This window comes from Marinobacter aromaticivorans, assembly GCF_002806975.1.
Classification (GTDB): Bacteria; Pseudomonadota; Gammaproteobacteria; order Pseudomonadales; family Oleiphilaceae; genus Marinobacter; species Marinobacter aromaticivorans.
In genome coordinates, this window is the sequence record NZ_NIHD01000008.1 from 168923 (window position 1) to 193503 (window position 24581).

The 24581-nt window shown below is 54.2% G+C and carries 30 protein-coding genes and 1 pseudogene; 9 read left to right on the top strand and 22 right to left on the bottom strand.

Features of this window, described 5'->3' with window-relative positions; genetic code table 11:
- Positions 1–69 precede the first annotated feature (69 nt).
- Positions 70–2922: a cation-translocating P-type ATPase gene (locus CDH48_RS13150; protein ID WP_100689207.1), complete on the top strand. Its 2853-nt coding sequence runs from the start codon at positions 70–72 to the stop codon at positions 2920–2922.
- Positions 2923–3030: 108 nt separating this feature from the next.
- On the opposite strand, the gene ahpC is transcribed toward CDH48_RS13150, so the two are convergent.
- The 3 genes from ahpC to CDH48_RS13165 form a co-directional block, all read right to left on the bottom strand.
- Positions 3031–3594 (bottom strand): alkyl hydroperoxide reductase subunit C, encoded by a 564-nt coding sequence (gene ahpC, locus CDH48_RS13155; protein ID WP_100689208.1) that lies wholly within the window; start codon positions 3592–3594, stop codon positions 3031–3033.
- A gap of 288 nt (positions 3595–3882) precedes the next feature.
- On the bottom strand, positions 3883–6684 hold the full coding sequence (locus tag CDH48_RS13160) for an EAL domain-containing protein (RefSeq protein ID WP_100689209.1): 2802 nt from the start codon (positions 6682–6684) through the stop codon (positions 3883–3885).
- A gap of 5 nt (positions 6685–6689) precedes the next feature.
- On the bottom strand, positions 6690–7652 hold the full coding sequence (locus CDH48_RS13165) for a FecR family protein (RefSeq protein ID WP_100689210.1): 963 nt from the start codon (positions 7650–7652) through the stop codon (positions 6690–6692).
- Between the two features lie 110 nt (positions 7653–7762).
- Here CDH48_RS13165 and CDH48_RS13170 point away from each other — a divergent pair, with 110 nt between their 5' ends.
- The 3 genes from CDH48_RS13170 to CDH48_RS13180 all read left to right on the top strand — a co-directional run bounded on the left by CDH48_RS13170 (position 7763) and on the right by CDH48_RS13180 (position 11085).
- Positions 7763–9304 (top strand): ShlB/FhaC/HecB family hemolysin secretion/activation protein, encoded by a 1542-nt coding sequence (locus CDH48_RS13170; RefSeq protein WP_100689211.1) that lies wholly within the window; start codon positions 7763–7765, stop codon positions 9302–9304.
- A gap of 108 nt (positions 9305–9412) precedes the next feature.
- Positions 9413–10579, top strand: a complete 1167-nt coding sequence (locus CDH48_RS13175) for an AI-2E family transporter (RefSeq protein WP_100689240.1) — start codon at positions 9413–9415, stop codon at positions 10577–10579.
- A gap of 50 nt (positions 10580–10629) precedes the next feature.
- Positions 10630–11085: an MgtC/SapB family protein gene (locus CDH48_RS13180; RefSeq protein ID WP_100689212.1), complete on the top strand. Its 456-nt coding sequence runs from the start codon at positions 10630–10632 to the stop codon at positions 11083–11085.
- A 27-nt stretch (positions 11086–11112) separates the two neighbouring features.
- Here CDH48_RS13180 and CDH48_RS13185 read toward each other — a convergent pair whose 3' ends face one another.
- From CDH48_RS13185 to CDH48_RS13225, 8 genes are all read right to left on the bottom strand, one after another.
- Entirely contained in the window at positions 11113–11313 is a 201-nt protein-coding gene (locus CDH48_RS13185; RefSeq protein ID WP_100689213.1) for a hypothetical protein, read from the bottom strand.
- Positions 11314–11387: 74 nt separating this feature from the next.
- Positions 11388–11978, bottom strand: a complete 591-nt coding sequence (locus CDH48_RS13190; RefSeq protein ID WP_100689214.1) for an HdeD family acid-resistance protein — start codon at positions 11976–11978, stop codon at positions 11388–11390.
- Between the two features lie 234 nt (positions 11979–12212).
- Positions 12213–13520, bottom strand: coding sequence for a M48 family metalloprotease (locus CDH48_RS13200; protein ID WP_157807829.1), 1308 nt, complete (start codon positions 13518–13520; stop codon positions 12213–12215).
- A gap of 173 nt (positions 13521–13693) precedes the next feature.
- On the bottom strand, positions 13694–14053 hold the full coding sequence (locus CDH48_RS13205; protein ID WP_157807830.1) for a hypothetical protein: 360 nt from the start codon (positions 14051–14053) through the stop codon (positions 13694–13696).
- A complete protein-coding gene (locus CDH48_RS13210) occupies positions 13980–15479 on the bottom strand; it encodes a CHASE2 domain-containing protein (protein WP_157807831.1) in 1500 nt (499 codons plus the stop codon). Before CDH48_RS13210 ends, CDH48_RS13205 begins: the two co-directional genes overlap by 74 nt.
- A 296-nt stretch (positions 15480–15775) precedes the next feature.
- Positions 15776–16078, bottom strand: a complete 303-nt coding sequence (locus tag CDH48_RS13215) for a type II toxin-antitoxin system RelE/ParE family toxin (RefSeq protein WP_100689218.1) — start codon at positions 16076–16078, stop codon at positions 15776–15778.
- Positions 16066–16323, bottom strand: a complete 258-nt coding sequence (locus CDH48_RS13220; RefSeq protein WP_100689219.1) for a type II toxin-antitoxin system Phd/YefM family antitoxin — start codon at positions 16321–16323, stop codon at positions 16066–16068. Before CDH48_RS13220 ends, CDH48_RS13215 begins: the two co-directional genes overlap by 13 nt.
- A gap of 126 nt (positions 16324–16449) precedes the next feature.
- On the bottom strand, positions 16450–17145 hold the full coding sequence (locus CDH48_RS13225; protein WP_100689220.1) for an aspartate/glutamate racemase family protein: 696 nt from the start codon (positions 17143–17145) through the stop codon (positions 16450–16452).
- Positions 17146–17307: 162 nt separating this feature from the next.
- Between CDH48_RS13225 and CDH48_RS13230 the strand changes: the two genes are divergently transcribed.
- Together CDH48_RS13230 and CDH48_RS13235 are read left to right on the top strand one after the other, a co-directional pair.
- Positions 17308–17553 (top strand): type II toxin-antitoxin system CcdA family antitoxin, encoded by a 246-nt coding sequence (locus CDH48_RS13230; RefSeq protein ID WP_100689221.1) that lies wholly within the window; start codon positions 17308–17310, stop codon positions 17551–17553.
- Positions 17553–17870 carry a CcdB family protein gene (locus CDH48_RS13235; protein ID WP_100689222.1) on the top strand — a complete coding sequence of 106 codons (318 nt, stop codon included), beginning with the start codon at positions 17553–17555 and terminating at the stop codon, positions 17868–17870. The genes CDH48_RS13230 and CDH48_RS13235 overlap by 1 nt, the downstream gene beginning before the upstream one ends.
- Before the next feature lie 7 nt (positions 17871–17877).
- Here the strand turns inward: CDH48_RS13235 and brnA are convergent, their stop codons facing one another.
- The 3 genes from brnA to CDH48_RS13250 form a co-directional block, all read right to left on the bottom strand.
- Positions 17878–18147, bottom strand: a complete 270-nt coding sequence (gene brnA, locus CDH48_RS13240) for a type II toxin-antitoxin system BrnA family antitoxin (protein ID WP_100689223.1) — start codon at positions 18145–18147, stop codon at positions 17878–17880.
- Positions 18137–18400: a BrnT family toxin gene (locus CDH48_RS13245; RefSeq protein WP_100689224.1), complete on the bottom strand. Its 264-nt coding sequence runs from the start codon at positions 18398–18400 to the stop codon at positions 18137–18139. Before CDH48_RS13245 ends, brnA begins: the two co-directional genes overlap by 11 nt.
- Positions 18401–18552: 152 nt before the next feature.
- Positions 18553–18726 carry a HigA family addiction module antitoxin gene (locus CDH48_RS13250; RefSeq protein ID WP_227521087.1) on the bottom strand — a complete coding sequence of 58 codons (174 nt, stop codon included), beginning with the start codon at positions 18724–18726 and terminating at the stop codon, positions 18553–18555.
- A gap of 15 nt (positions 18727–18741) precedes the next feature.
- On the opposite strand from CDH48_RS13250, the pseudogene CDH48_RS13255 reads away from it, so the two are divergent.
- Positions 18742–19648, top strand: a pseudogene (locus tag CDH48_RS13255) (IS630 family transposase); the annotation flags it as partial.
- Between the two features lie 21 nt (positions 19649–19669).
- Here the strand turns inward: CDH48_RS13255 and CDH48_RS13260 are convergent.
- From CDH48_RS13260 to CDH48_RS13270, 3 genes are all read right to left on the bottom strand, one after another.
- Positions 19670–20065: a hypothetical protein gene (locus tag CDH48_RS13260; protein WP_100689225.1), complete on the bottom strand. Its 396-nt coding sequence runs from the start codon at positions 20063–20065 to the stop codon at positions 19670–19672.
- Positions 20058–21056 carry a hypothetical protein gene (locus CDH48_RS13265; RefSeq protein ID WP_188437657.1) on the bottom strand — a complete coding sequence of 333 codons (999 nt, stop codon included), beginning with the start codon at positions 21054–21056 and terminating at the stop codon, positions 20058–20060. The genes CDH48_RS13260 and CDH48_RS13265 overlap by 8 nt, the downstream gene beginning before the upstream one ends.
- Positions 21057–21178: 122 nt before the next feature.
- Entirely contained in the window at positions 21179–21535 is a 357-nt protein-coding gene (locus tag CDH48_RS13270; RefSeq protein ID WP_100689226.1) for a type VI secretion system PAAR protein, read from the bottom strand.
- 346 nt (positions 21536–21881) lie between these two features.
- Between CDH48_RS13270 and CDH48_RS13275 the strand changes: the two genes are divergently transcribed.
- Both CDH48_RS13275 and CDH48_RS13280 read left to right on the top strand, forming a co-directional pair.
- Complete coding sequence (locus tag CDH48_RS13275; RefSeq protein WP_100689227.1) at positions 21882–22193, top strand: BrnT family toxin; 312 nt, start codon at positions 21882–21884, stop codon at positions 22191–22193.
- Complete coding sequence (locus CDH48_RS13280; RefSeq protein WP_100689228.1) at positions 22168–22440, top strand: BrnA antitoxin family protein; 273 nt, start codon at positions 22168–22170, stop codon at positions 22438–22440. The genes CDH48_RS13275 and CDH48_RS13280 overlap by 26 nt, the downstream gene beginning before the upstream one ends.
- Positions 22441–22508: 68 nt before the next feature.
- Here CDH48_RS13280 and CDH48_RS13285 read toward each other — a convergent pair whose 3' ends face one another.
- The 5 genes from CDH48_RS13285 to CDH48_RS13305 all read right to left on the bottom strand — a co-directional run bounded on the left by CDH48_RS13285 (position 22509) and on the right by CDH48_RS13305 (position 24440).
- Complete coding sequence (locus CDH48_RS13285; RefSeq protein ID WP_016914159.1) at positions 22509–22808, bottom strand: helix-turn-helix domain-containing protein; 300 nt, start codon at positions 22806–22808, stop codon at positions 22509–22511.
- Positions 22801–23115 carry a transcriptional regulator gene (locus tag CDH48_RS13290; RefSeq protein WP_100689241.1) on the bottom strand — a complete coding sequence of 105 codons (315 nt, stop codon included), beginning with the start codon at positions 23113–23115 and terminating at the stop codon, positions 22801–22803. Before CDH48_RS13290 ends, CDH48_RS13285 begins: the two co-directional genes overlap by 8 nt.
- A gap of 130 nt (positions 23116–23245) precedes the next feature.
- On the bottom strand, positions 23246–23527 hold the full coding sequence (locus tag CDH48_RS13295; protein ID WP_100689229.1) for a type II toxin-antitoxin system RelE/ParE family toxin: 282 nt from the start codon (positions 23525–23527) through the stop codon (positions 23246–23248).
- Positions 23524–23796: a CopG family ribbon-helix-helix protein gene (locus CDH48_RS13300; protein ID WP_100689230.1), complete on the bottom strand. Its 273-nt coding sequence runs from the start codon at positions 23794–23796 to the stop codon at positions 23524–23526. Before CDH48_RS13300 ends, CDH48_RS13295 begins: the two co-directional genes overlap by 4 nt.
- 155 nt (positions 23797–23951) lie before the next feature.
- Positions 23952–24440 (bottom strand): hypothetical protein, encoded by a 489-nt coding sequence (locus tag CDH48_RS13305; RefSeq protein WP_100689231.1) that lies wholly within the window; start codon positions 24438–24440, stop codon positions 23952–23954.
- Positions 24441–24581: the final 141 nt, after the last annotated feature.

Below are 24581 nucleotides of genomic sequence, written 5' to 3' on the forward strand. Positions count from 1 at the left end.
CGTCTTTTCAGACAGGAATTGCGGGTACACTGGTTCTTATGAGCTCGGCAATCATAAGGATGGTAAATCATGACTCGCGAACCCGTACCGGAGGAGCCCGTAGCTGCTTACCAGCTATCCCCAGACGCCGTCATCTCCGCTTTGGAGACCAACGAACAGCGGGGCCTTGAGGTTAATGAGGCCGCAGCCCGGCTGGAACGCAACGGTCGCAATGAACTCGTCGCGGCCAAGCCAGTGCCAGGCTGGCGCAAAGTGCTTGCCCAGTTCACCGACACTCTGGTTATTCTGCTCCTGCTGGCCGCTGCCGTGTCCTTGGGCCTGTGGCTGTTCGAGCGTGACTCTGCCCTGCCCTACGAAGCAATCGCGATTCTTGCCATTGTTGTTTTCAACGCGGCCATGGGTTTCGTGCAGCAAGCCCGCGCGGAACAGGCCGTGGCAGAGTTACAGCAAATGTCCGCTGCCCAGGCCCGGGTTATCCGCGGCGGTGAACAATACAGCGTTGCGGCCACAGAACTGGTCACAGGCGATATCATTCTGGTAGAAGAAGGCGACACCATTCCCGCTGATGGCCGCCTGATTCACTCCGTTTCCCTGCAAACCTCGGAAGCCACACTCACCGGTGAAAGCCTGCCCGAATCCAAGGATCCGGAAGCCATCAGCGGCGAGGCCCCGGTCGGTGACCGTCAGAATATGATCTTCAGCGGCACCACCGTCACCTATGGCCGCGGCACGGCGGTGGTCACCGCCACCGGCATGCACTCGCAGATGGGCCAGATTGCCGGAATGCTTGAACAAGCGCCGCCTGAAACCACGCCCCTGCAGCAGGATCTTGCCCGGGTTGGCAGAATCCTCGGGATGGTGGTAATCGCCATTGCGGTGGTCATGATTTTCACCATCATTCTGGTGGAACATGTCAGCGGATTTTCCGCACTGTTCGATGTGCTGATTCTGGGCGTTGCCCTGGCTGTAGCAGCAGTACCCGAAGGCCTGCCCGCCCTGGTAACCGCCGTACTTGCTTTGGGTGTTCAGCGGATGGCGCGCCGCAATGCCATTGTCCGCCATCTGGCAGCTGTGGAAACACTGGGCGCAGCCAATGTGATTGCCTCCGACAAAACCGGTACCCTCACCCGCAACGAAATGACCGTTCGGGCGATCGTTACTGCCAGTGGCCGTGTCACGCTGGGTGGCACCGGGTATGAGCCAGAGGGTGAAGTGAGCGTGCACGGAATAGCCGGTGGGAATGGCGACAACACCATCAGCGAGCCCCTGCGCCGGGAGCTGGAACGGGCCCTGACTGTGGGTGATCGAGCGGCCAATGCTGTTCTTCACCAGGAAGAAGGCCTCTGGAGCATTCAGGGTGACCCCACCGAAGGAGCCCTGCTGGTTGCCGCGCGCAAGGCCGGGCTGACTGAGGATATGCTGGACACCCGCTATGAAAGGGTTGCAGAACTCCCCTTCTCCTCAGAACGAAAAATGATGTCCACGCTGCATACTGACAGCCAGAAACAGAAATCCATTCAAGTATTTACAAAAGGTGCCCCCGATGTGCTTCTGGGCCGCTGTGACCGTGAGCGCGTGGGTGACAGCACCCGCCCCTTAACACCGGAACGTCGTAGCGAGATTCTGCAGGCCAACGAACAGCTGGCCGGGGAAGCGCTACGCACTCTGGGTGTGGCGGCCAGATTTGTGCCAGCAAGCGATTTCGATGCCCAGCAGGTCGATGAGGACCTCGAGCAGGACCTGGTGTTCGTCGGCCTGATCGGCATGCTCGACCCGCCCCGTGAAGAAGCCAGGCAGGCCGTCGCCCAGGCCCGAAGTGCCGGCATCCGCCCGGTAATGATCACCGGCGACCATCCGGTCACTGCCGCTGTTATTGGCAGGGAGCTGGGCATCTGCACCGATGGACGCGCGGTCACGGGCGAGGAAATTGACCAGATGACGGATGAGGCACTGCACAGTGCAGCACAGGACATCTCTGTCTATGCCCGGGTCAACCCCGAGCATAAACTGCGTATCGTGAAGGCTCTGCAGAAGGGTAACAACATAGTTGCCATGACCGGCGACGGGGTGAACGACGCACCTGCGCTGAAAGCAGCCGATATCGGTATAGCCATGGGCATTACCGGTACCGATGTATCCCGCAAGGCTTCGGATATCATTCTCGCAGACGACAACTTCGCCACCATTGTTGCCGCCGTGGAAGAAGGTCGTGCTATTTTCGCCAATATCCGCAAGTTCCTGCGCTACCTTCTGTCATCCAATATTGGCGAAGTGCTGACCATGTTTTTCGGGGTGCTTCTGGCGGATGTGATCGGGCTGACCACAAACGGTGCCGGCCTGGCTCTGCCCTTGCTGGCAACCCAGATTCTGTGGATCAACATGGTCAGCGACGGCGCACCAGCCCTGGCGCTAGGATTGGATCCGGGTTCTGAGGAGGCAATGACCAAGCCACCACGACCCCGGGAGGAAGGCGTGATCACGCGCAGTATGTGGGCAGGAATCGTGTTCGTAGGCACAATCACCGCCGCCGGCACCCTGTTTGTGCTGGATGCTTCCCTTCCCGGGGGGCTGGTGGCCGGCACAGGCACTCTTGCCTATGGCCAGACCATGGCCTTCACCACTTTGGTACTCTTCTCGTTGTTCACCGTATTCACATCACGTTCGGACGAACAGAGTGCCTTCAGCGGGCTGTTCTCCAATCCATGGCTGTGGGCTGCCGTAGGCGTGTCACTGCTGCTGCAAGTGGCGGTGGTCTACCTGCCGTTTTTGCAAAAGCCATTTTCTACCGTCAGCCTCAGCCTCGACGACTGGCTGTTCTGTACCCTGGTCGCCAGCTCCGTGTTATGGCTTCGGGAGCTGAGCAAGCTGATCATCCGTGTACAAAAAAGCAGGTCTGCTTCAGTCGCTGCGAGCAGTCCTTAATCCGTTTTTTCTGCCCCCTGAACGCAGAAAACCCCGGAATTCCGGGGTTTTCTGTCAGTAGCAGGCCCGTTTAGAGCCTGTACTGCATGTTTCCCGATTAAAGGAAACTCAGATCTTGCCAACCAGGTCCAGTGAAGGAGACAGGGTAGCTTCGCCTTCCTTCCACTTGGCCGGGCATACTTCACCCGGATGGTTGCGTACGTACTGGGCGGCTTTAACCTTGCGCATCAGGTCATCTGCATCACGGCCAATACCTTCTGCCGTGATTTCCATCGCCTGGATGATGCCATCCGGATCAATCAGGAAGGTAGCGCGGTCTGCCAGGCCCTGGCCTTCACGCATCACACCAAAGTTATTGGTGATGGTGCCGGTCTGGTCGCCAACCATGTAGTAGTTGATCTTGCCAATGGTCTCGGAGCTGTCGTGCCACGCTTTGTGGGTGAAGTGTGTGTCGGTAGACACAGAGAATACTTCAACACCCAGCTTCTGCAATTCTTCGTAATGGTCCGCTACGTCACCCAGCTCGGTGGGGCAAACGAAGGTGAAATCTGCAGGGTAGAAGAAAAAGATCGCCCACTTGCCTTTTACATCGGCTTCGGAGATTTCTACAAACTCGCCCTGCTTGAAGGCCGTTGCGTTAAACGGTTTGATTTCGCTGTTGATCACACCCATTGAAAACACTCCTTTTGGTTCGCTTGCGTGTAAATGAATCTACGGTTGATATCGTAATCAACGAGTCTAATTCAGTAAAATTGATTATTTACAAGATCGCGATAGCAAATATCTATCCATGTGTCTGGTTTGCTCTCACCTGCATCCCCCAAGGCCCCGTATCAGGGTTGCGTTGTGCAGAAAGCCCTTTCGGGGTCAACCTTCGGCACAGGCTTCGCCGGCAGCAGGCACAGGCTCATCTTCGCATTGAAGACCAGAACCCGCTCTATGATAGGCGCCGCGCAAATATTAGCAATACGTGTTGTAACCCAGGGGTTGGCCACCTTTGCTTTCACGGGCCGCCAGCCAGTTGTCAAGATCCGGCAGCGCAAGCGGGCGGGCATAGAGATACCCTTGGGCCAGATCACAGCCGTGAGCACGAAGGAACTGCTCATCTTCAATCGTCTCAACGCCCTCCGCCACAACCGTCATACCCAGTTCGTGGGCCATGTTGAGGGTCGAGCGGACGATTACCTGGTTACCCGGGGATTCCTGGATATGGGAGACAAAGGACTTGTCGATTTTAAGCACCGAGGCGCGCAAGCTCTGGAGGTAGGCGAGCGAGGAATAACCAGTGCCGAAATCATCAATGGCGAGAGTGGCGCCGCTGTCAACCAGTTCGCTGACCAGTGCCAAAGCGCGATCTTCATTACCCAGTAAGGCGGTTTCCGTTATTTCACACTCAATATTGAAATAACCACTGCTGGAGCTGAGCAGATCCTTGAGGCCGGCAATGAAGTTGCGATCCTGAAACAGACATGCCGAAAGGTTCAAGGCCATATTACGGGGCCGGCCTTTTTTCTGCCACTCGGCTTCCTGGGCAAGTAGTGTCTCCACCACCCAGCGGGTCAAGGGTACGATCTGCCGGGAGTTCTCGGCAACTTCGATAAACTGGGTAACGGGTACCACCTCCCCGGCGTTCTGGGGCCAGCGCAACAAGGCCTCGCAGCCCATGGGGACCAGAGTTTGCAGATCCAGTTTGGGCTGATACACCAGGTGAAACGCATCGTTACTGATGTGAGTGCGTATGGCGGGTACCAGTTCCAGCCTGCGCATGGCGGCCTGGCTATCGTTCTGGCTGTAGCACCGGACACCGACACCCTCGAGCTTTCCAAGCCGCATGGCATCCATTGCCTGCCGTAACAGGATTTCTGCCTGTGTCGCAGATCCGCCATGGGAGGCATGATCAACCGCGGTTTCAGGGCCGTCAAATTCAGACACTCCGGCAGTTGCGGATATCTGCAACGGGATATCTCCGGTGATATCCAGGGTCAGCTTGCTTTCCAGATTTTCCAGCAGGTGTTCACAGAACTGGCAACCACCCGCGGCAAAACGCAGGCCCGGCAGCCAAAGGGCAAAGCCATCACCGCCGATGCGCGCACACTGCCCAAGGTTGCCAACATAAGCCTCAATACGCTCAGCTACGGCTTTGAGTAACTGATCACCGGCAGCGTGGCCGTAGGTATGGTTTACTTCGCGAAAATAATCAATATCAAGACAGATCAGGCAGCCATGCTGGTGAAGCCGAAGGGATCCGTTAATACGATCAAAAAAAGCCGACCGATTGAGCAATCCGGTAAGGCTGTCGTAGGTTGCACGGTATTCCAGTTCCCGCTCCCGCTCCACGCGTTCACGCAGATCGCGAAGAACAACGGTGAAGATGGCCTCTGCGGATGTGTGAACCCGGCTGACCGTGGCCTGAACGGGAATCTGTTCACCGGTCCGGGTAAGGAGGTGGGTATCGAAAGGTATAGTTGGCAGTGCCATCAAACCGTGGCGGGCATCCGGCAGGCACTCACTCAGCAGCGTGTTCTGCATCTGGCCTTCTGATCTTCCGCAAAGCGTCTGTATGGACTGGTTGGCTTTGGTAATGACCCCATTGCGGTCGACACACAGAATGTAATCGTTGGTGGTGGCAACGATGCGATCAAGCAGTGCCTCATTATCCCGTAGACTGATCTGTAACCAGAGACGGTCCAGCGTGGCACTGTCGAGTCGCGCAAGGTTGATCGCCACGTAAACCAGCACACTCAGAAACAGGGGCTTGAACACATCAAGCAGCAGGCGGGCCTCAACGTGAACCAGCGTGAACACACCAAGCCAGGCCGCAATCATCACAACCAGAACCTGCAAGCCCCGCTGCCATCCGGTGCGGCTGAAAACCAGTGTGGCACCAAGCCAGAACAGGGCAAAAACACCTATGCCAGCCGCTGGTGCAACCGCATAGAGCCCGCCATTACGGAGGGTTTGGGCACCCAGCGCCTGGATAACCGCCCCCGGAAGCACGTGATGGACAGGGGTCGCCAGATTATCGCCCAGCTCAATAGCGGTTGAGCCGATAATCACATCCCGCCCCTCCAGAACCCGGTCTGGAACCCTGCCCTCAAGAAGATCGATAAAGCTGACATAGCGAAAAGATTCGGGCGAAATGGTGTAGTCGATCCAGGTGCCGGTGTCGGCCTGCCCCGCCATAGCGTTCCAGGCTCCCCGGTAAAAACGGTCCTGCCAACGGAAACCTACGGAAAGGAAACGTACCAGGCCGTCCTCCTCCGGATACATGTTGACAGACACCAGCTCCACACTCTCGGCGAGGCCTGACAAGGGGCGGCGGATCATCAGGTCTGATTCGGTCTGGCTGCGTCGCTGAACGAAAACGGGTAGGAAGGTGGGCACTTTTTCCGATATGGAGCGAATGGCTTCTTCGAGCTCCGTGTCGCCACCCAGGCTGGAGGTAGCACTGAAATCCACATCCACCATCAAGGACCGGATATCCGACTCACCAAGTGCGTTGATTGCGGACGCGAACACGCTTCTGGGCCAGGGCCAATGCCCCAGGGCTTCGATACTCGCGGAATCAATTTCAAGTATGAGCAGTTTGCTTGGCTGCTCCTCCACCAGCAGACCAATAATGCGATCACGGAGCCCGAATTCCGCCCGCTCCAGCAAGCCCGGCCACCACAGGAGCACAAAGACAACGGCTGCCAGCAGAGCCGAAAGCACGACCTTGCCGGCAGAACCCGATGTGAGACGACGATCTACTTCAGCAGACATACCTGTCAGTCATCATCATCATCATCATCATCGTCGTCATGGTCGTGATCGTCATGACCATTGCCATTACCATTGCCATGATCATAATGGCCATTACCATTACCGTTGCCATGACCACCGCCCATGTCGTCGTCTGAGCCGTCATCAGCACCACCGCCGGTATCGCCGTCATCCCCCGCCCCATCATTACCATCAGGTTCAGGACCCGCACCGGCATCATCTGCTCCCTGGTTGCTGCCCGGGTTGTCTGCGGCAATAACAGCCTGTTCGGAAGCCACCTCGGTCATGGCTTCCAAAGCGCTTTCAAAACTGTCTTGCGTGTCATCAATGGCTGGCTGGAAGGCGTCGGGCGCGGAAGCCGGCGAGGCGGCAGACCTTTGTGGAATCTGTTTGTAAGAGCGGATTCCCGCCTGCTCAGCACCGATTCCCGCAACATCTCCCGGCTCGAGCATCTGAATGCTGCCGGTGGCGATATCCAGCACCTCGAGCGAACCTTCCGTAAGCGTTACTGTGGAGGAGGACTGGGTGGAGACAATAACAAAGCGGGTACCCTTTACCGTGGAGACGAGAAACGGCGTTTCCACACTGAACTGGTCTGGCTGGCGCTCAATGCGATAAAAAACCGTACCAAACCATTGTTTAATCTTTGTAACCAGGCCATCCGCGCCGTCAGCATCCGCTTGCAGCACAACGTGGGAACTGCTTTTAAGCTCAAACTCGGAGCCGGACTGGGCCAGCAAGCCGGTGCTGTCTTCCAGCGTCCGAAACTCGACAGGCACAGAAACCGACATGCCTGCTTCTGCTTTTTCCCAGGCATCATTCGCGGTAGCACGAAACTGCACAAGCCCCGAAACTTCCTCAACCCGAACCTGCTCTGCCGTCACACCTATGGTTGCCAGCAGCAGAGCCGAAAAAGCCAGTAAAACCCGACAGGTATTGCTCCTGCCCAATTTGGTAAAGAAGCGCATCTTCGTGCCCCCGTTTTTCGGTCGTGGCGGTTTCTGATTTTTTTTCCTGATTTTTCTTTTTTAAACAATTTTTTACAAATAGCGGCGCATTAAAAGGCTAATCTGCATCCATGTTAAACCTATTGGCGATAAATACCGTGTGCGTAAAGGTAACAAAGTGTTTCATCCTGTTGCTGGCACTCAGCCTGGCTTCGCTGAGCGCATCAGCCCAGACACAGCCCACAGGTGCCGTCCTTTTTGAAGGTGTAACAGCCTTTGGGCCGGAGCAACTGCTCCCGCTGTACGCCAACCTTCTGGGTAAAACGGCAGATAGCTATCAGCAGTCACGGCTGCGCGCAGGAACGCGGGACTATTATCTGCGCCAGGGCTACCTGGCGCCAGCGGTCACCGTAAACGTGCATCCGGACAGCGAATCAATTCTGGTGGTACAGGTGGATGAGCCCCGAATCGCCGAAATCCGTGTTACCGGTGGCGTTTCCCGAAAGCGTACAACGGTTCGGGAGCGTTCAAAACCACTACTGACACGCTCACCGGTCTCTACCACGGATATTGATCGCTTCTCCCGCGCCCTTGAGCAAACGACAGGGGTGGGGCTGAAGACAAACGTTGAAGAAATTTCTGCGGGTCGCTACCGGATCACCTACATGATTGCCCCAAGGATTCGCGGGGAACTGACCTACAGCGCAGAAGGCAGTCAGCGGCTGGGGCAACACCTGGCAGGTGGCAGCGTGAGCGTGTACGGGCCGGGCGCAGGCCTCAGGGAGGTATACGTATCCGGCCTTCATACCCTGGAGTCGGCGGGCTACCGCAATATAGGTACAGGCCTGTCTTTCTCCGCTTCCGGGCGCGACACGTTTTATGCGGATATCAGTGCCTCACGGGCAGTACCCCAGGACGATAATACCAGCCCGAGCAGGGTCTACCGGCGCGTCTGGTCGCGACTCAAGTGGCGCCACGATGTCATCGACTCAGGCACATTGTCGCTGGCCCTTGATGGCAGTGTTACGTTGCGGGACTACACACGATCACGGGGCGATGAGACAGAGATTGACGAGAAACTGCGCATGGCCACTGTCGGCGCCTTGGCCTATATAAAGGGCAAGAACAGCACATCGCGCGTTGGTGTGTCTGGCCGCACCGGTATCGATGCACTCGGCGCAGACCGCCGTGGCAGCCGGGCGAATGATGCCATTGACGTGGCGTTCCAGCTTTTCGATGCACGCTACACTCTGTGGCACGGCCTGCCCGCTGAGTTTTCATTGAAGCTGGACATAGAAGGCCAGTACTCGGACGATAACCTGCCTTATTCCCAGCGCTTCTCGGTGGGCAATGGGCGCCTTGCCAGAGCTTATGAACCGGGCGAATTCAGTGGCGACTCTGGCATAGGGACAAAGCTTGAACTTCGGCGCGGATTCAATAACGACCGGTGGATCCCTGGAGCTCGCTGGGTGCCTTACGTTTATTACAGCATAGCTACCGCCCGTGAGAATGAAACCCGGGAAAGCCACTCAGGCGCAGCCTCCGGCCTGGGGCTGAGGCTGCTCACCGGTTCCGTCTCTGCCTATATTGAACTGGGCAAGCCCCTGACCTCGGAATCCGAGTACAAGGACAATCAGGCGCGGCTTACGGGGCGGATCACCACGTATTTCTGACCCGCAAAATGATTACCTGCCGGTTACAGGTGTGTTGTTTTTGACGGTGTGCCGCTTCAGCCGACTACAATGGTTGGTATGAAGCCATCAAACCGTATAAGGGCAACCATGGATCAAGACGCACAAAGCGAGCCCGGCCCAAGCAATACCGACCGCACCACAACGCCGCAGCAAGCACTGCTGGAAGCGGTTAATATCCGCAGCATGTCGCTGGTGATTATCGCCAGTATAGCGTCTGTCTTTTTTATCAACTGGGCCCAGTCTGTTCTGCTTCCACTGGTGGTTGCTGTTCTGATCAGTTACGCCCTCGACCCACTGGTATCAACCCTTGACCGCCTGAAGTTTCCGCGACCATTGAGCGCCGCGATCGTGCTGATCGCATTACTGGCGGCTATTGCTGCAGCAAGTATCCCGCTGCAGCGCGAAGCCGTGGCGGTATTGGACAAGATTCCACTGGCGATCAATGAGTTCCAGCGCAATAAGGCGAAGGCACCCGAACAGGATGAGGGCCTCATGGAAAAGGCACAGGCGGCAGCGAAAAGAATCGAGGAGTCTGCCGCCCGGGACCAAAGTGACAAGCATCCGGTCCACCAGAACGTCACGCCGGTTCGTGTGGTGGAAAAACCCATGGATATTCAGGAGTATGTACTGAAGGGCTCGCCTGCAGCGCTGGTGCTGGTGTCCCAGTTTTTCTCGGTACTGCTGCTGGTTTATTTCATATTGGCAGTGGGGTCATTGTACAAGCGCAAAGTGGTAAAAATTTCCGGCCCTTCGTTCGGACGAATGCGCAAGGCAGCCCGCATCATGAACGATTTCCACCGCCAGGTTCGGCGCTTTCTCTTTGTGATGCTGCTTGGCGCCCTGTTTGTCGGCTTACTGACCTGGCTGGCCTTTCTCGCACTGGGCGTGGAGCAAGCCATGCTGTGGGGTGTGGTGGCCGGCGTAGCCAGCGCTATTCCGTACCTCGGCCCTTTTCTGGTACTCATTGGCACCGGCGTTGCTGCAATGATCCAGTTTAACGAGCTGAACATGGCCATTATCGTTGCCGGCACATCGCTGCTGATTACCAGTATTCAGGGTTACCTGCTGACACCCTGGCTGACCAGCCAGGTATCCAGCCTCAACGCCGTGGCCATCTTCATCGGGCTTCTGTTCTGGGGCTGGCTTTGGGGGCCAGTCGGGCTGGTAATCGCCACACCCATCTTAATGATCATTAAGTCCCTGTGCGATCACGTTGTAAATCTTCGTCCGGTGGGGGAACTGCTAGGCAAATAACGCTGCGGCAGTGCCCCCGCTGAACAACAAAAAGAAAGAGGAACTACGCCATGTTTGATACCCAGATTCCAATCCTTGAAATGTTCTTCCGGCTTCTTGCTGCGGCAGGCCTGGCCCTGCTTCTGGGGCTGGAGAGGGAGCTCAGGGGCAAAGCCGCGGGTTTGCGCTCGCACATGCTGGTTGCACTGGGCTCATCCGCATTCATCATGATGGGGCTGCATATTCTTCTTGCCACTGCCGAAGGTGATCCTTCCGCACGCATTGACCCCACACGGGTGGTCGAAGGTGTTATTGGCGGCATTGGCTTTCTGGGCGCCGGCAGCATCATCCAGAGCCAGGGCAATATTCAGGGCATTACCACCGGTGCATCTATCTGGATGGCGGGCGCCATAGGTGTAGCCAGCGGCATAGGAAACTTTGCCCTGGCCGGTATGGTGGCTTTAATGGCACTGATCATTATGGTGGTGCTGGGTCGGTTTGAGCACGAAGTAATCAAGGGCAACTGAAACGCCCTCGGCTGGCTCGTCTGGTTGCTACCCCGAATTGGAGAGCACAACCGTTCCGATGGCCAGATAGATGAAAATGAACCCATAGAACAGCAAGGGGTTTTCTTTTCGGTAATAATAATTGGTCCTGAAACCTCTGGTTCCGGCTGCCACCTTGCCCGTGAGCAGCCCAAACAGGGCCATGCCGATTGCAATTGCTCCTGCTATTTTCAGGAAAATTGGTGACATGTACTCATCCTTGTCAACCAGGGTATCCGCGCACCGGAAGGCGGGGCCAGCGGTGCCGCGCTTAAATCGCCATCTTAGCGGACAGTTTTCAACGCAAGGGCTATCATTACGTAAGCCCAGCCATGGAAAATCATTTCAATGGCAACCAGAAGGCCGATCACCCAAAGCGCCGACATGGGCCACTGAAAGAAGATCATCCCGCCCAGGACCAGAGAAATAACACCGGCAAAAACCATCCAACCCCAGCGCAGGCCAGTTCCCTTCAACTGGAAGCCCATCACAATCCGGAGAAGACCGGTCGCAACGAAAACGCCGCCCAGGAAGGCCGTTAACACCAGTGAGCCCGCCACCGGCTCGGTTATCATACTGACCCCGGCCACTATGTACAGTAGTGCAATCAGAACGTGCATCAGAATACTTTTCCAGCCCCGGCACTTGAACGCTTCAACCAGCTGGAACACACCGCCTATTGCCAGCAGCACGCCGAAAAACAGCACGGTTGCCACCGTTACGGCAACACTCATTCCGAGGGCGACTGTCCCCAGCACGATAAAAAGAACACCCAACGCCAGAAGCCAGCCCCAGTGCTTACTCAAATCCCCGACAACGCCCTGCACAATAGCAAGTTGCCCCTTGGGATAAACGCTACCACTTGACTTCGACATATTTTTCTCCGGCTTGTTTATCAAGATTATGCAAGGCGTGGGTACTTCCACGAAATCCGCGGCTGCAATTGCAGTGTACAGGAGTGCTGCGTAAGCACCACCGCACTGAAAAACAGCTCACGACCCCGATTGGTTCCCTCTCGCATTTCCGAGACCAGATTGTTGGAACTCTGGATCTCGTTATCACGGGCATTTAAGGCAAAGATGGGGCTGAAACGGGCATTGTTCCAACGCCTATAATCCTGCCTCTGCTAACGTCTGGTAGAAGCTGCGCCGGCTCTCCAGTGCCTGCTTCGCCAGTTCACATCTCTCCCGAACATTTACTTTCCCAGTGCCGGCCTCACACAGTTTTTGATTCAACATATCGTGCAGGGGCACTTCATATCGTTTGGACAGGTAATACTGATCAGCGACGTAAGCGTCGGGAAGGTCGAGTTTGGCCAGTTTCAAGACCGCTTCATACACCAGGGACTTGCGCTCCGAGTCGGTAATCTCATTGTGCTGATCCAGAAAGCGGGTCGCTTCGCTCAGTGCACTAAAGGTTGCATCCGGCCTTTGAATAAACTCTCTGGCTAGCTCCGTGGCCTGCTGCCAGTCTTTGCGAGCCAGCACCGCACGGAATTTCACCAGTTGCAGATGCAGGTTACCCGGTTCGTATGCCAGTGCCTGATCGACAAGCGCCATATAGGACGGGCTAGTTGGTTCATAATCATGGATCTTCTTAAGTGATGTCACCGGCTTCAACACGGCAACATCGATCTGCATATCACTGAACGAGCGAGCTAATGCAGCCCCCTCAAGATCATAGATCACCATCCGGACGATCGTGCGCCGATCCTCTGAAGAGAGGTATTCCCGGCCACTCATGTCACTGGCGACAGAGGATATCCATTTCTGGATCTGGCTGTCGCTGATTTCAGATTTCTCGTTTTTGAGTTTATTTGCCGCAACGGCCGCCATTTCTTCATAAGCGCTGCCGGCTATCGGAACCTCATCTTTTCCTTTATTGAGTTTTGTTAACAGCGCAATCATCGACATCGGGTTGTAACGGGACGCTTCCAGTACTTTGGCCGCCAACAGATCGGCTTCCGTTTCCTGTTCCCTGTTCCACTGGGTGAAGCCCGCAGCCGCAACCAGGGCATCCGTTGAGCCGCCGAAGCGCAGCGTCGCTTCCCGCGCATTGTCATCGTTACTGAACATGGAAATCGCCTGGGCCAGATCGGCTAAACCCTTAGCTGTAGTCTCCAATTGATCCTTTTCATGGTGAGCCAACCACAAATGGGAGAGCTCGTGCGCCAGCAGGGCTGCAACTTCGTCACGGGTATCCAGGTACTCCAGTGTGCCGGCCTGGATAACAATTGTACCGTGGGGATAGGTAAAGCCGCCAAAACTATACCGCGGCCCCAACCGGACCCGACAATGGCAAGGTTCACCAAGCCAATCGCTCGACAGCTCCTCGGCAATGGCCTGAAGCTCTGCTGTCACGGAAGCAGCCTCCAACGGCGATACGCTGTCGCCTCGCAGCAGCACTGCATCTTCCATTGGGTCTCGATTGTCGGCCCTGTGTTGCTCAGCTTTGGCCGTGAGTTTGTTGATTTGCTCCTGTCGTAACTCGGGATCGCTGGCCCATTCTTTGGATTGATACGGTGTTGAGCTGCATGCGGTCAGCGCCCCTATGGCAAACAGAGCAATCCAGAAATACCCCGCAAATAAACTCACTTGCAGTCCTCCCCCACGCCGCGTGCGCTGGCATTGCGGTGATCGTCCGCGAGTAAGATCTGGGGGCGGTCACATGGAATGTCGATTGTCGCTGTCTGGTTCGTCACCACCTCCGGAACAAACACCCGATATTGCTCTCCATCGGGGGCTTTGAACAGATACTGCCCGCCCTCCTTGCCGGTAATTTCAAGCTCAACGCCAGGCTCCAGGCCCAACTCCTTAAGTTCCACCATGGAACCATCGGATTTGAATACGAACGCGTGTTCCCTGTCATGAAAATCTCTAATAACCAGTGTCTCTGCCAATACCGAGCTGCTCAGGATCACCAGTAGCCAAAGCGACTGTTTTATGTTCATTTTCCATCTCCTTTCGCTCATTTCGAATGGCAACCCACAACCATGGCATAAAGGCCATGAGTTCAGTGAGGAAGCCGGGGGTACGATGGAACGCCAAGACCGCGATATAGATCAGACCAAGCAAGACCACAACCACAGCCACCTCAACAAGTTCCATCGCTAATTCAGTCCAGCGCGAGGTGTATTCCCAACCCCATCGCCAGTTTATAAGCTTGCGCACCGCAACCAGCACAACCAAAAGAAGAAGCGGCCACGTCAGAATCAAATCAATTGGAAGGGTCCAGGATGGCTTGCCGATAAGCCCAAGATTCGGCTGCAGACCAATGGGTTTGAGATAGTCCGGGCCGTAAAAAAGCAGATTGCGCAGAGCCTCCGCATGCAGATAAACGCCCGGCAAACGCCCGGGTATAGGCGGATCAAAGAGGTCCCGGGCTGAGGGGAGGGAAACTCCGACCATAGCGATCCTTTCGCCGTTCGGCCTTCCTGTTGAAAAAAATTCCTTGCACTCAGGATCGGTGCAGAACACGTCGCTAAGCAAAGCAGTTGGTAATGGTGGGCAGGACTGGCGACCTCCGGATCCAATGGTCTCGGATCCGAACAAATTTCGGAGCGCGTTTCCCGCTACGATACCCAATATCTCGCCCAGATCAGCGCCGGGCGCGTGGCCGGCGTCACAGCCCAATGAAGCGGCTACTCTCTGCGCAGGCTGGCCCCAGCTTATGTGCATTCCCGACCCACCGGGTACCAACCAGGCCTTTTTCGCCTCGGCCAGGTCCTTACATTCGGCTTTGCGGCAGTAAGCGTTAAATCCTTCCTCAGCCAGGGTCTTATGGCCGTCCAGTTCCAGGAATATCGGGTAATAATCGCCATAACCTGACCAACCGGTTAGCCCGACTGCCGAGACCGAGCCGGTCAGGGGGGTTATCGACTGTTCGAGCTCATTCGGGTTGTCACCAGCACCCAAAATCACATCTACGCCCGCGCGATCACGCAAATAGCCGAGCCGGCGGACCAGATTCTGAAAACTTTTGTCTAACTGGCCACCTAACCGGCGTTCTCTGTAGAAGGTAATATCAAGAACGATCGTGCCATAGCCGTGACGCCTCAGCGCATCGATTATTACGCCATAATCGTTGTAGGCCAGCGGCCAGTCATTTGCTTGCAGGTATCCGGTTTCTGTATCTGAAAGGGTGCGAATCGAAACGTCGTCTATGAGGATAACGTCAACGAGGTCAGCGGATGGCGAGCCGGCAAGTTCGCTAGTATAGAAGGGGGAGTACATGCGATCGAAGGCATTGCTGATGGCCTGGCTGGTCTTCGAATTAATTCCAAACGGATCGAGAAAAGCGAACAAATACCCCACTACCAGTACCAGCCAGTGTCGACGTACCAGTTCCAGTAAAGAGATATTCTTTATTGCGCTCACCGTGCGCCTCCGCAGGGGAACAGAATCCCCGTTTGCCCGCACTGCGGAAGCGAGCATTATTCACTGGCTATTAATAAAGCAACATTCAAGCCGCGGACTAAAATTCGACCCCTGGTTAGGCAGTTAGTGCCTACGCCTTTTGAGTATATGCGTTTAACTGTAAAGCGAGCTGACACATTTCACTTACCGGTGTTGCTATGAGGTGGACCCCATCAGGGCTTTACGGCGTGCCGGAGCGCCAGCCTAGGCGCGCCCAACAACAGTCGTTGGTTAAGCTGCGTCGAAGTTCAGGGCAGCTAACTGCCCTCAAGCACGTACGCACGAAGCTGCCGCTCATCTCGCATGACATACAGGATAAGAACCCGCTTCTCATCTACACGATAAAAAATGCGACACGGTGGAACCACTACTTCCCTGTATACCGAATTAGGGAGCTCTGGAGGTATCCGCCCGGATTTGGGAGAATCTTCCAATCGATCGGTTTTATCGAAAACCTCTTCTACCAGGCGATTTGCGGCGGCAGGATTATCCAGAGCAATATACTCTGCGATTGCGTTTAACTCTTGAAGTGACGGGTCAGTCCAGATTACTTCAGCCATTTACTCATTTTCTCCCTGGCCTCACTTTGGCTGTACGTTCTTCCCTCAAGTACAGCGCGCTCTCCCCGTGAGAGCCCTTCAAGCAGTTCAAGTCGACGCTGCATGAACTCGTAATCCTGTACATCAACCAGATAAGCCGATGGTTGGCCATGTTCCGTGATAAGTACTGGCTCTTTGGACAGACGCAGGTCTGCTAAGATTTTTGTAGCTTGGCGCTTAAGGTTTGTAACAAGTTCAACTTTCATGGACTCACCCTGATCCAAATTGATAGTGACACTATAGTATCACTTTTCGGGCGAGGCTAACGCTGGGCTTTGCGGCGGCTTTGGAGAAGGAAATCGACGGAAAAACCGTCCGGCAACAGCCTCTGGTTAAACCCTGCCCAAGGCATACTGAACCGCCTGATCAGCATGTATTTCTGTGGTGTCATACAGTTTGATGTCTGTATCCGAACTCTGGATCAAAAGACCTATCTCTGTGCATCCCAAAATTACGCCCTGTGCACCGCGCTCAGCCAATGATGCTACAACATCCAGATACACAGCTTTTGAATCAGGTTTGACCACACCCTTGCACAACTCACTGTAAATTACAGAGTGAATGCTCTCTCTTTGGCACTCGTCCGGCACAACAACCCGGATACCATGATCTTCGAGACGCCCAAGATAAAACGTCTGCTCCATAGTAAACCGAGTCCCCAGCAGCCCTGCACAGGTTATCCCATCTTCTTTGAGCAAATTGGCCGTGGCATCCGCAATGTGAAGAAGGGGAATGTTTACCGCGCGTTCAATTTGAGGGGCGACTTTATGCATCGTGTTCGTACAGAGAACCAAAAAATCTGCACCTGCCGATTCAACCGACCGACCAACTGAACTCAGTATTTCCGCTGTTGCCTGCCAATCCCCTTGGTGCTGCAACGTCTCAATCTCGGCAAAATCCACACTATAGAGGACGAGCTTTGCCGAATGGAGCCCACCGAGTTCTTCTCTCACTCTCTGGTTGATCAGTCGATAATAAGTCTGCGTTGACTCCCAGCTCATTCCGCCAATTAGACCTATTGTTTTCATCGGGCATCTCCGTGTTGGCATTTTGACTTAGCGCTTGGTTTTGCGGCGTGCCGGAGCGCAGCGTAGGCGCGTCCGGCAACAGCCGCTGGTTAAATGCACTTGCATGCGCACAGCCATGCGCATACTCTATTACTAAGTGTGTTACTGCGACTGGAGGCTACAATGGCAGATCTATACAACACAACTGCACCGAAAAAAGCCACGAACTTGTCAGTTAACAGCGATTTGCTGAATAAAACTCGTGCTCTGAACATTAACCTCTCAGCGACCCTTGAGCGAGCATTGAAAGAGGAATTAGTAAAGCGCGAGACTGCCCGGTGGGTTGACGAAAATCGGTCGGCAATCAAAAGCTATAACGAGTTCATCGAGCAGCATGGCTGTTTCGGAGACGAGTTTCGGGAGTTTTGATGGCTCAGTTCGACGTTTACCCAAACCCCAGCAAAACCAGCAGGGCGCATTACCCCTACTTGGTGGATATACAAAGCCCTTTGCTAACAGATCTCGCCACTCGCATCATCATTCCGCTGGGCAAACGGGCGGCGTTTGGCGGTCAAGCTATGCAGGGCCTCACACCGGAAATCACCTTTGCCGACCAGGAACTGCTGTTGCTCACACCTCAGATTTCTTCGGTGCCCGAAAAACAGTTGAAGAATCCAATTGGCTCCCTATTGCATTTCAGAGACCAGATTGTTGGCGCTCTGGACCTCGCAATTACTGGCATTTAACGCTGAGCTAATGTGCGCCGCCTGCGGCGTCATCATTGAGCGGCTTGTTAGCAGATTCTGCTTGTAGGCGCTCAACCAGCCATACCTTGATGATTGATTGGCGGGTAACGCCAATACGCGCAGCCTCACGATCCAGCGACTCTACAACCCATGCGGGAAAGTCCACGTTGATTCGCTTTTGTTCAAGGTTGGTGCGACGGGCCGTGGACAGGTCAAGATCTTCAACAATATCCTCCTGGCCTTCGTCGAATTTTTTATCGAAGTCTTTAGCTTTCATAGAGCTCAATCTCCTTCTTACGAGAGCGCCTGACCGAAATCAAACGAATACGAGTCTCTCTATATGTGACGACAGCCGACCAGTGCTTTTCACCAATCTTGCCTATCAGCGCGAACCTTGGCTCACCCTCTGATTTTGCGCGGATTTCCAGCAGGTACGGATCTTTCCATAGCTCTTGAGCGGCCACGAAATCAATACCGTGCTTATCCAGATTGGCCTGACTTTTGGCTTCGTCAAATTCAAACTCATCCATGAGTATAAACTATTCCTTTTTTACTCATCTCGCAAGATGTACGGGAAAGGGGGAACCACAACTGCTAACACCTGCAGCATGCGCGCCCTTAGAATGGAGCCAAAGGCGCAATGGAAAGGGCGTCGCCGTGCCTGTACTGGTTATGTGCGGCGTTAAGCCGCAACAAGCCTTTTCACGTTGAGTTCTTTGCGGTGTTGTTCGGCATGCCAGAGTTCATATTGGGACTGCTGGTTCAGCCAGCTCTCTGCAGAGGTATAAAAAGCGATAGAGAGCCGGATAGCCATCTCGGGACTGATACCGGCCTTGCCGTTCAGCAAGGCACTCAAACCGTCTTCAAGTGACGCAAACGCTACAATGAGCGAGGTCTTGAGGGACTTTATGATGCGCCGCGACCCGGTCAGCCGCGAAAACTGGATGGTAAAATCGTCAAGAAGATTTTAGATGACACGGTTCATAAAGTTCCGAAAGAGGCCACACACTGGAGCATCAGTCTCATGGCCGAGCATGCCGGGGTAACACGCTGGCAAGTGCATCAGATCTGGAAAGCCGCAGATTTAAAGCCGCACCGGCTCAGAACATTCAAGATCAGCAACGACCCCCACTTCGCTGAGAAAGTGTGCGATGTTGTTGGGCTTTATATGAATCCCCCGGATAACGCACTGGTTCTGTCTGTTGACGAAAAGACCCAGATTCAGGCTCTTGACCGAACCCAGCCAAAATTGCAGCTTCGCCCGGGACAAGTTGAGCGACAGACACATGATTACAAGCGTCATGGCACAACCAGTCTGTACGCTGCATTCAATGTACGCTGCATTCAATACCCTGACGGGTCAGGTGATCGGTCGAGTCACCCAGCGCCACCGGGCCAAGGAGTTTTTAGACTTCTTGCGACAGATCGACCGGGAAACTCCGAAGGATCTGGACCTGCATTTGATTCTGGATAACAGTTCGACTCACAAGACGCCGGAGGTCAAAGCCTGGCTAGCCAAGCACCCTCGGTTCCACCTGCATTTCACGCCCACAAGTGCGTTCTGGCTAAATGCGGTCGAAGGATGGTTTGGTCAACTGGAGCGACGAGCACTTTATCGAGGTGTTTTCACCAGCGTCGGCGAATTGAAATCTGCGATTAAAAAGTTCATCAAGGTTCACAATGATAAACTGGCAAAGCCGTTCCAGTGGAATAAAAGCGCCGAATTCATCATGACATCGGTGGCTCGGGCAAAGCTGAGTTTAATTGACAATAAATGAGCGAATTAACCGAACGGCACACTAGTCCAGCACCCTCAAAGACCATCCCGCCAAAACCGACACAAAAACCGAAACAAAAAAAGCCGACACCGGAAAAACAGCCCATAATTTGAGACTCCTCGGAAGCGCCTCACGTTCATCTCCCATCCTCGATTCAATCCGCGCACCAATCCGTGGAAGGTTACGAAATACAAAAAAAATATAAACATGGACTATCCGCATCCACCGCCCAATCGGACCGCTGCCCCAAAGATTACGAATACTCTCCAGCTGTTTACCGGGTGTTGCGATGCGACTTTCAACCTCCATAACCTTAGGAAAAAAAACCGTTAGCATCAGAACTAGGAGAAGAAGCCCCCCGAGCATCGAAACTAAAAATATTACTTCTACAATGCTTACGAGCTTCTCGTCATTCATGAATTGACTTCCGCATAAGCTCGCCCGCAGCCTCACCGAGGCCAGAGCCAAACTGGCTACCTCCTGCGGCTCCCAATCCGCCGACAATGATCGCGCAGGCAACACCGCCTATCCCGACTGTGGTTACACCCACCAATGTGCACGCACCTGCCAAGGCGCCACCCGCAGCGCCAAAGATCGTAGCGCCCACCAATTTTCCACTTTCTCTATACGCCACAACCTGACACTCCTTTTCATCACCCGCAGTGCACGCCTCACGAATCTTCAGCGCAGACATGGATACATCTAAAGTGACCCCCAGATATCCCACATTTCTGACATACTTCGCACCTTTAGCCACTCGTTCATAGTGCGTGGCGTACCCAGGTATCGCTCCAACACCAGCCGTCTTCCAGTTATTCACAATACTTTTCGACGACAATCCCAAGGCTCGTTTCAACTTAGCATCATCGTCCAGTGACATACCCTTACGCGCCACGCTTCCCAGAGCAAAATCCAATTCCTTGAAAAGCGCCCGCCGTTTCTCAAAAAATTCAGGATGGTTAAGATGACCGTGTTTTCGGTAACTGTCCTGATGAAGCCGCTCAATGTTCTTCAAAGTCACCTCAATGCTGCTAATCTGCTTTGAAACCATCACGGCGCCTGCACCGAGCCCGGCCGAACCCGTTGAGGTAATCGCTTCCAACAAATCGAAATGCTTGACGATAAACTGCGCCTCGTCCTGCTCCAATGACCTGACCTGAGCATTTACCCGGGCTGCCACCTCCATCAGTTCGGCTTCTTGTTGCGTGCACTCCAAACCTTCAGGGTCACCCAAAACAACCATCTCACCGGGCAGCACCTGCGCGCCGAGACCTGGATTCAACCGATCAAAACCGTTTGGTTTTGCTGAGGTATCGCCGTACAAAGCACCTAATAACTCTGATTTACTTATGGGCGCCTGAACTACGTGGTAACCGGGCTTTATCTGCAGCTTCCGTTGAGGGTTCACTGGGGATTGTCCAGCTGGGCTAAACGGCGCCGGTCCAACAACCACAGGAATGTTCGCACCCTTCACCAGACCATGGGACTTGAGTGGTTCGCCGCTGGCACCCCCAGTTTGGTCAACATGCGTTATCGTATGAGGAGCAGTCTTTGCAGGTGTGCCCGAGAGATACCAGATAACGGCGAAGGTGCATGGGTATCACCAATAACAACACTGCCACTGCCAATTGTGACACCACCACAAGATATTGAGCTGCCAGTCACCGCAGCAGGCATGCCATTTATAAGTACCGTTGCCGAACCTGCAGCAATAGCGCGGGGATGTGGAGGGTGCTTCGGCTTGGAGTGCGGTGCGAGAGGATCACCAACGCGGGCGACGGGTTTGCCATCAATCAAAACATCGGGGGAGCCGGCAATAACCGGCGTGGGCGGAAACCCCTGATGGTCGGTTCCCAAATCACCTAACAATACAACGTTCTTGCCCATTCCTAATTCCTTCCATCCTTGAAGTGCAACGCAGATTCCCTAATGTCGCCGTCACTGGCAACTAAGCACGATATGTTAAACGAAGCCCAATCAATTCCCAAGTACAAATCAAATGTTCGATATCCTTCCTACTGGTCACGAGTCTATGACCAAGCAATAAACCGAGTAGGCCTTCCAAAACAGTACTAATCGGGATTTTCCAGTCAATCACCGAAGGTTCCTATGGCTAACGCTTGCGGCAGGGGCGCCTACGAAATGGAGCCGAAGGCGCAATATAGTGGGCGTCGCCGTGCCTGCATTGGTTAGCACTTATTAGCGGTAACGTATATGTTGGTAATATACTTTTATGATCAATTGGGCACAAGTTACTGGCTTTGACTGGGACGAAGGCAGCTCCCGAAAAAATGTGGAGAAGCATGGCGTCAACCAGTCCGAAGCGGAGGAAATTTTCTTTAATGAGCCGCTTCTCGTGCTGGAAGATTCCAGACACAGCCAAGCAGAGGCCCGGTTTCATGCCCTTGGTGAAACAGATGATGAGAGGCTACTCCACATCACATTTACACTAAGGCAGAACGGTACACTGATTCGCGTGATTTCAGCTCGCGACATGCACCGCAAAGAGAGGGCTGTTTATGAGCAAGTTGAAAAAGATGCCTGAGTTTAAAACTGAAGCAGAAGAGCGAGAGTTCTGGGAGACCCACGACTCATCAGATTACTTGGACTGGAGTCAGGCAAAATCTGCTTCTTTTCCGAAGCTGAAGCCTTCAACCAAGACTATCTCACTCCGTTTGCCCGAAACGTTGCTTAATCGGATCAAAATCGAAGCCAACAAGCGAGACATGCCCTATCAGTCACTGATTAAGGCTTGGCTTGCGGACGAGGTGAACGAAAACCGTCGGGCATGAGGTGCTAACGCCGGCGGTAATGGGCGACAACGGAGCGCAGCGTAGTTGGCGTCCCGTTGACCGCTTTGTTAACCCCTGAGTTCAAGATCTTCCCGAATCACCTCCGGATGGCGAAACGCAATCTCGATGAGCGCCTTTGCCGGCCCGGAAGGTTTACGTCGCCCCTGCTCCCATTCCTGTAGCGTGCGCGGAGAAATATGGAGCACCTCGGCAAACTCTCGTTGTGTAAGGCCAGTCTTGCCGCGCGCCTCTGCGACCTCATTTGGCTCCACACGACTGACTCGTGCGGCTTTGCCTGCTTTCATTTCTTTAACGGATTGGAGCAGCTTGTTACCAAGCTCCTCAGCACTCAGAGTCTCATTACTCATTTTCCAATACCTCACGAATCGACTTCAGGATATGCGCGGGTATGTTCTCCTTGACGGCCTTCTTGTAGATCACCAACAACCAGATCTCACCATTTGCCAATCTGGTGAAGTAGATGACTCGCACTCCACCACGCTTCCCTGAACCCGCCACCGACCAACGAACCTTTCTACATCCACCGCTACCTGGAATGGGGTCGCCAATTTCCGGATTGGCTGCCAGCCAGGCAAAGAACGCATTCCGTTCCTTCTCAGTCCAGATCTTTCTGGCATCTGATTCGAATGTAGGGGTTTCGGTGATGGTAAACATGATGATCAATATACGTCATTGACGGAGTTTTGCAAGGTAGCGGGTAGAAGGGTTAACGCATAGCGCACCGGCGACCTTGACGCAGCGAAGCGGAGACAAGAGCGGCCGAGTGCCGTGCTTGGTTAAATTGCTATCGTTCATCCTCAAGGCCGTGCCAAACCCGGAGAATGATGATGGCGCTGGCATGAACTGAATATCGGACGACATATTTTCCGAAAATCATATCTCGAACAGAGTCAGGCACCGGCGCCATTTCAACGGGTGTGCCCATTTTGGGGAAGTCTGGAAGTAATTCGATTTTACCAACTAGCTCGGAAGCAATTCGAGTTGCCGCCGTCGGGTTGTGCTCCGCAATGAACTCCCTGAGACGTTTCAAATCACCAATGGCTTCGTCCGTGTAAACCAGTTTCACTTACCCGACCTCGGTGCATCCTGCTCGTTTTCTGTTCCCCAGCTCTTAAGCCAACCGTGAACCTCGCTAGCATCAACAACCTTGCCTTGGGCAGCGGATTCCATTGCCTCCAGCGTTTGTTTCCAACGCTCCTGCTCAAGCTGCTGCTTTTCTATGTATTCCGACAATGCCTGGTTGATTACCCAGCCTTTGCTACGGTGCATCCTGCTGGCGATTGCTTCCAGGTGCTGTTCAACTTCTGCTTGAAGGCGAACTGTGGTGACGCTCATAGCCATACCCTCGAATTTTTAAACTACAGTGTATTACATCATAGTCTGCGAGGTGCGGCAAAAAATTTAACGCTTGCAGCATGCGCGACTACGAAATGAAGCCGAAGGCGCAATGTAGTAGGCGTCGCCGTGCCTGCACTGGTTAAAACCTGCCATCAGGAACCACCGGGCTTAGACAGTCGCACCGCGACATTGCTATGTTGCGATCCAGTTTTGCTCTCATGCAGCGAACCGAAAAGATTGACCCATTGCCCCTGAATCAGCAGCAATTCCCCGTTGCCAGCACTGCTTCCATTGCTCGTGGTGTAATTGCCAGCATAGTTGAATTGAAACTGCTTGGGCGAGCCTGTGACCGGCTTGAGTTCATAACCTATGGACAACTCATTTGAAGAAGCAAAGCCCTTCTCCTCGCTCGATACACTAACCTTTAAAAGACTCGAGTCTTTCAGAAAACTTGGCAAAAGGTCAGAAAGTTCGCTGTCGGTTTTGGTGGCCTGACACTCACAATACCGAACTTCCAACACCAACGGTTTGCCAGCGAGGTAGTCTTCAGGAGCGGAATTGCCTGCAAGGACAAAGCTCGGGAGTAGGGATAGAAAGAGTAGATTAACCCGCCAGATAGTTTGTGATGCGATCCGTTGCATGTGACCTCCTGTGTTTTCGTTTTAACGCCTGAAGCACAGCGGCGCCCTTTTAAGGGCGTCCGGCGGCCGCAGGCCGCGTACTGCTGCGACTTGTTAAAGCGAGGCCGCCCCGCTGTAAATTTCTGGCACCCAAGTTGGAAT

Coding starts and splice junctions, on each gene's coding strand:
- CDH48_RS13150 (WP_100689207.1), top strand. CDS start 70: ATGACTCGCGAACCCGTACCGGAGGAGCCCGTAGCTGCTTACCAGCTA.
- ahpC (WP_100689208.1), bottom strand. CDS start 3,594: ATGGGTGTGATCAACAGCGAAATCAAACCGTTTAACGCAACGGCCTTC.
- CDH48_RS13160 (WP_100689209.1), bottom strand. CDS start 6,684: ATGTCTGCTGAAGTAGATCGTCGTCTCACATCGGGTTCTGCCGGCAAG.
- CDH48_RS13165 (WP_100689210.1), bottom strand. CDS start 7,652: ATGCGCTTCTTTACCAAATTGGGCAGGAGCAATACCTGTCGGGTTTTA.
- CDH48_RS13170 (WP_100689211.1), top strand. CDS start 7,763: ATGTTAAACCTATTGGCGATAAATACCGTGTGCGTAAAGGTAACAAAG.
- CDH48_RS13175 (WP_100689240.1), top strand. CDS start 9,413: ATGGATCAAGACGCACAAAGCGAGCCCGGCCCAAGCAATACCGACCGC.
- CDH48_RS13180 (WP_100689212.1), top strand. CDS start 10,630: ATGTTTGATACCCAGATTCCAATCCTTGAAATGTTCTTCCGGCTTCTT.
- CDH48_RS13185 (WP_100689213.1), bottom strand. CDS start 11,313: ATGTCACCAATTTTCCTGAAAATAGCAGGAGCAATTGCAATCGGCATG.
- CDH48_RS13190 (WP_100689214.1), bottom strand. CDS start 11,978: ATGTCGAAGTCAAGTGGTAGCGTTTATCCCAAGGGGCAACTTGCTATT.
- CDH48_RS13200 (WP_157807829.1), bottom strand. CDS start 13,520: ATGGAAGATGCAGTGCTGCTGCGAGGCGACAGCGTATCGCCGTTGGAG.
- CDH48_RS13205 (WP_157807830.1), bottom strand. CDS start 14,053: ATGAACATAAAACAGTCGCTTTGGCTACTGGTGATCCTGAGCAGCTCG.
- CDH48_RS13215 (WP_100689218.1), bottom strand. CDS start 16,078: ATGGCTGAAGTAATCTGGACTGACCCGTCACTTCAAGAGTTAAACGCA.
- CDH48_RS13220 (WP_100689219.1), bottom strand. CDS start 16,323: ATGAAAGTTGAACTTGTTACAAACCTTAAGCGCCAAGCTACAAAAATC.
- CDH48_RS13225 (WP_100689220.1), bottom strand. CDS start 17,145: ATGAAAACAATAGGTCTAATTGGCGGAATGAGCTGGGAGTCAACGCAG.
- CDH48_RS13230 (WP_100689221.1), top strand. CDS start 17,308: ATGGCAGATCTATACAACACAACTGCACCGAAAAAAGCCACGAACTTG.
- CDH48_RS13235 (WP_100689222.1), top strand. CDS start 17,553: ATGGCTCAGTTCGACGTTTACCCAAACCCCAGCAAAACCAGCAGGGCG.
- brnA (WP_100689223.1), bottom strand. CDS start 18,147: ATGAAAGCTAAAGACTTCGATAAAAAATTCGACGAAGGCCAGGAGGAT.
- CDH48_RS13245 (WP_100689224.1), bottom strand. CDS start 18,400: ATGGATGAGTTTGAATTTGACGAAGCCAAAAGTCAGGCCAATCTGGAT.
- CDH48_RS13260 (WP_100689225.1), bottom strand. CDS start 20,065: ATGAATGACGAGAAGCTCGTAAGCATTGTAGAAGTAATATTTTTAGTT.
- CDH48_RS13270 (WP_100689226.1), bottom strand. CDS start 21,535: ATGGGCAAGAACGTTGTATTGTTAGGTGATTTGGGAACCGACCATCAG.
- CDH48_RS13275 (WP_100689227.1), top strand. CDS start 21,882: ATGATCAATTGGGCACAAGTTACTGGCTTTGACTGGGACGAAGGCAGC.
- CDH48_RS13280 (WP_100689228.1), top strand. CDS start 22,168: ATGAGCAAGTTGAAAAAGATGCCTGAGTTTAAAACTGAAGCAGAAGAG.
- CDH48_RS13285 (WP_016914159.1), bottom strand. CDS start 22,808: ATGAGTAATGAGACTCTGAGTGCTGAGGAGCTTGGTAACAAGCTGCTC.
- CDH48_RS13290 (WP_100689241.1), bottom strand. CDS start 23,115: ATGTTTACCATCACCGAAACCCCTACATTCGAATCAGATGCCAGAAAG.
- CDH48_RS13300 (WP_100689230.1), bottom strand. CDS start 23,796: ATGAGCGTCACCACAGTTCGCCTTCAAGCAGAAGTTGAACAGCACCTG.
- CDH48_RS13305 (WP_100689231.1), bottom strand. CDS start 24,440: ATGCAACGGATCGCATCACAAACTATCTGGCGGGTTAATCTACTCTTT.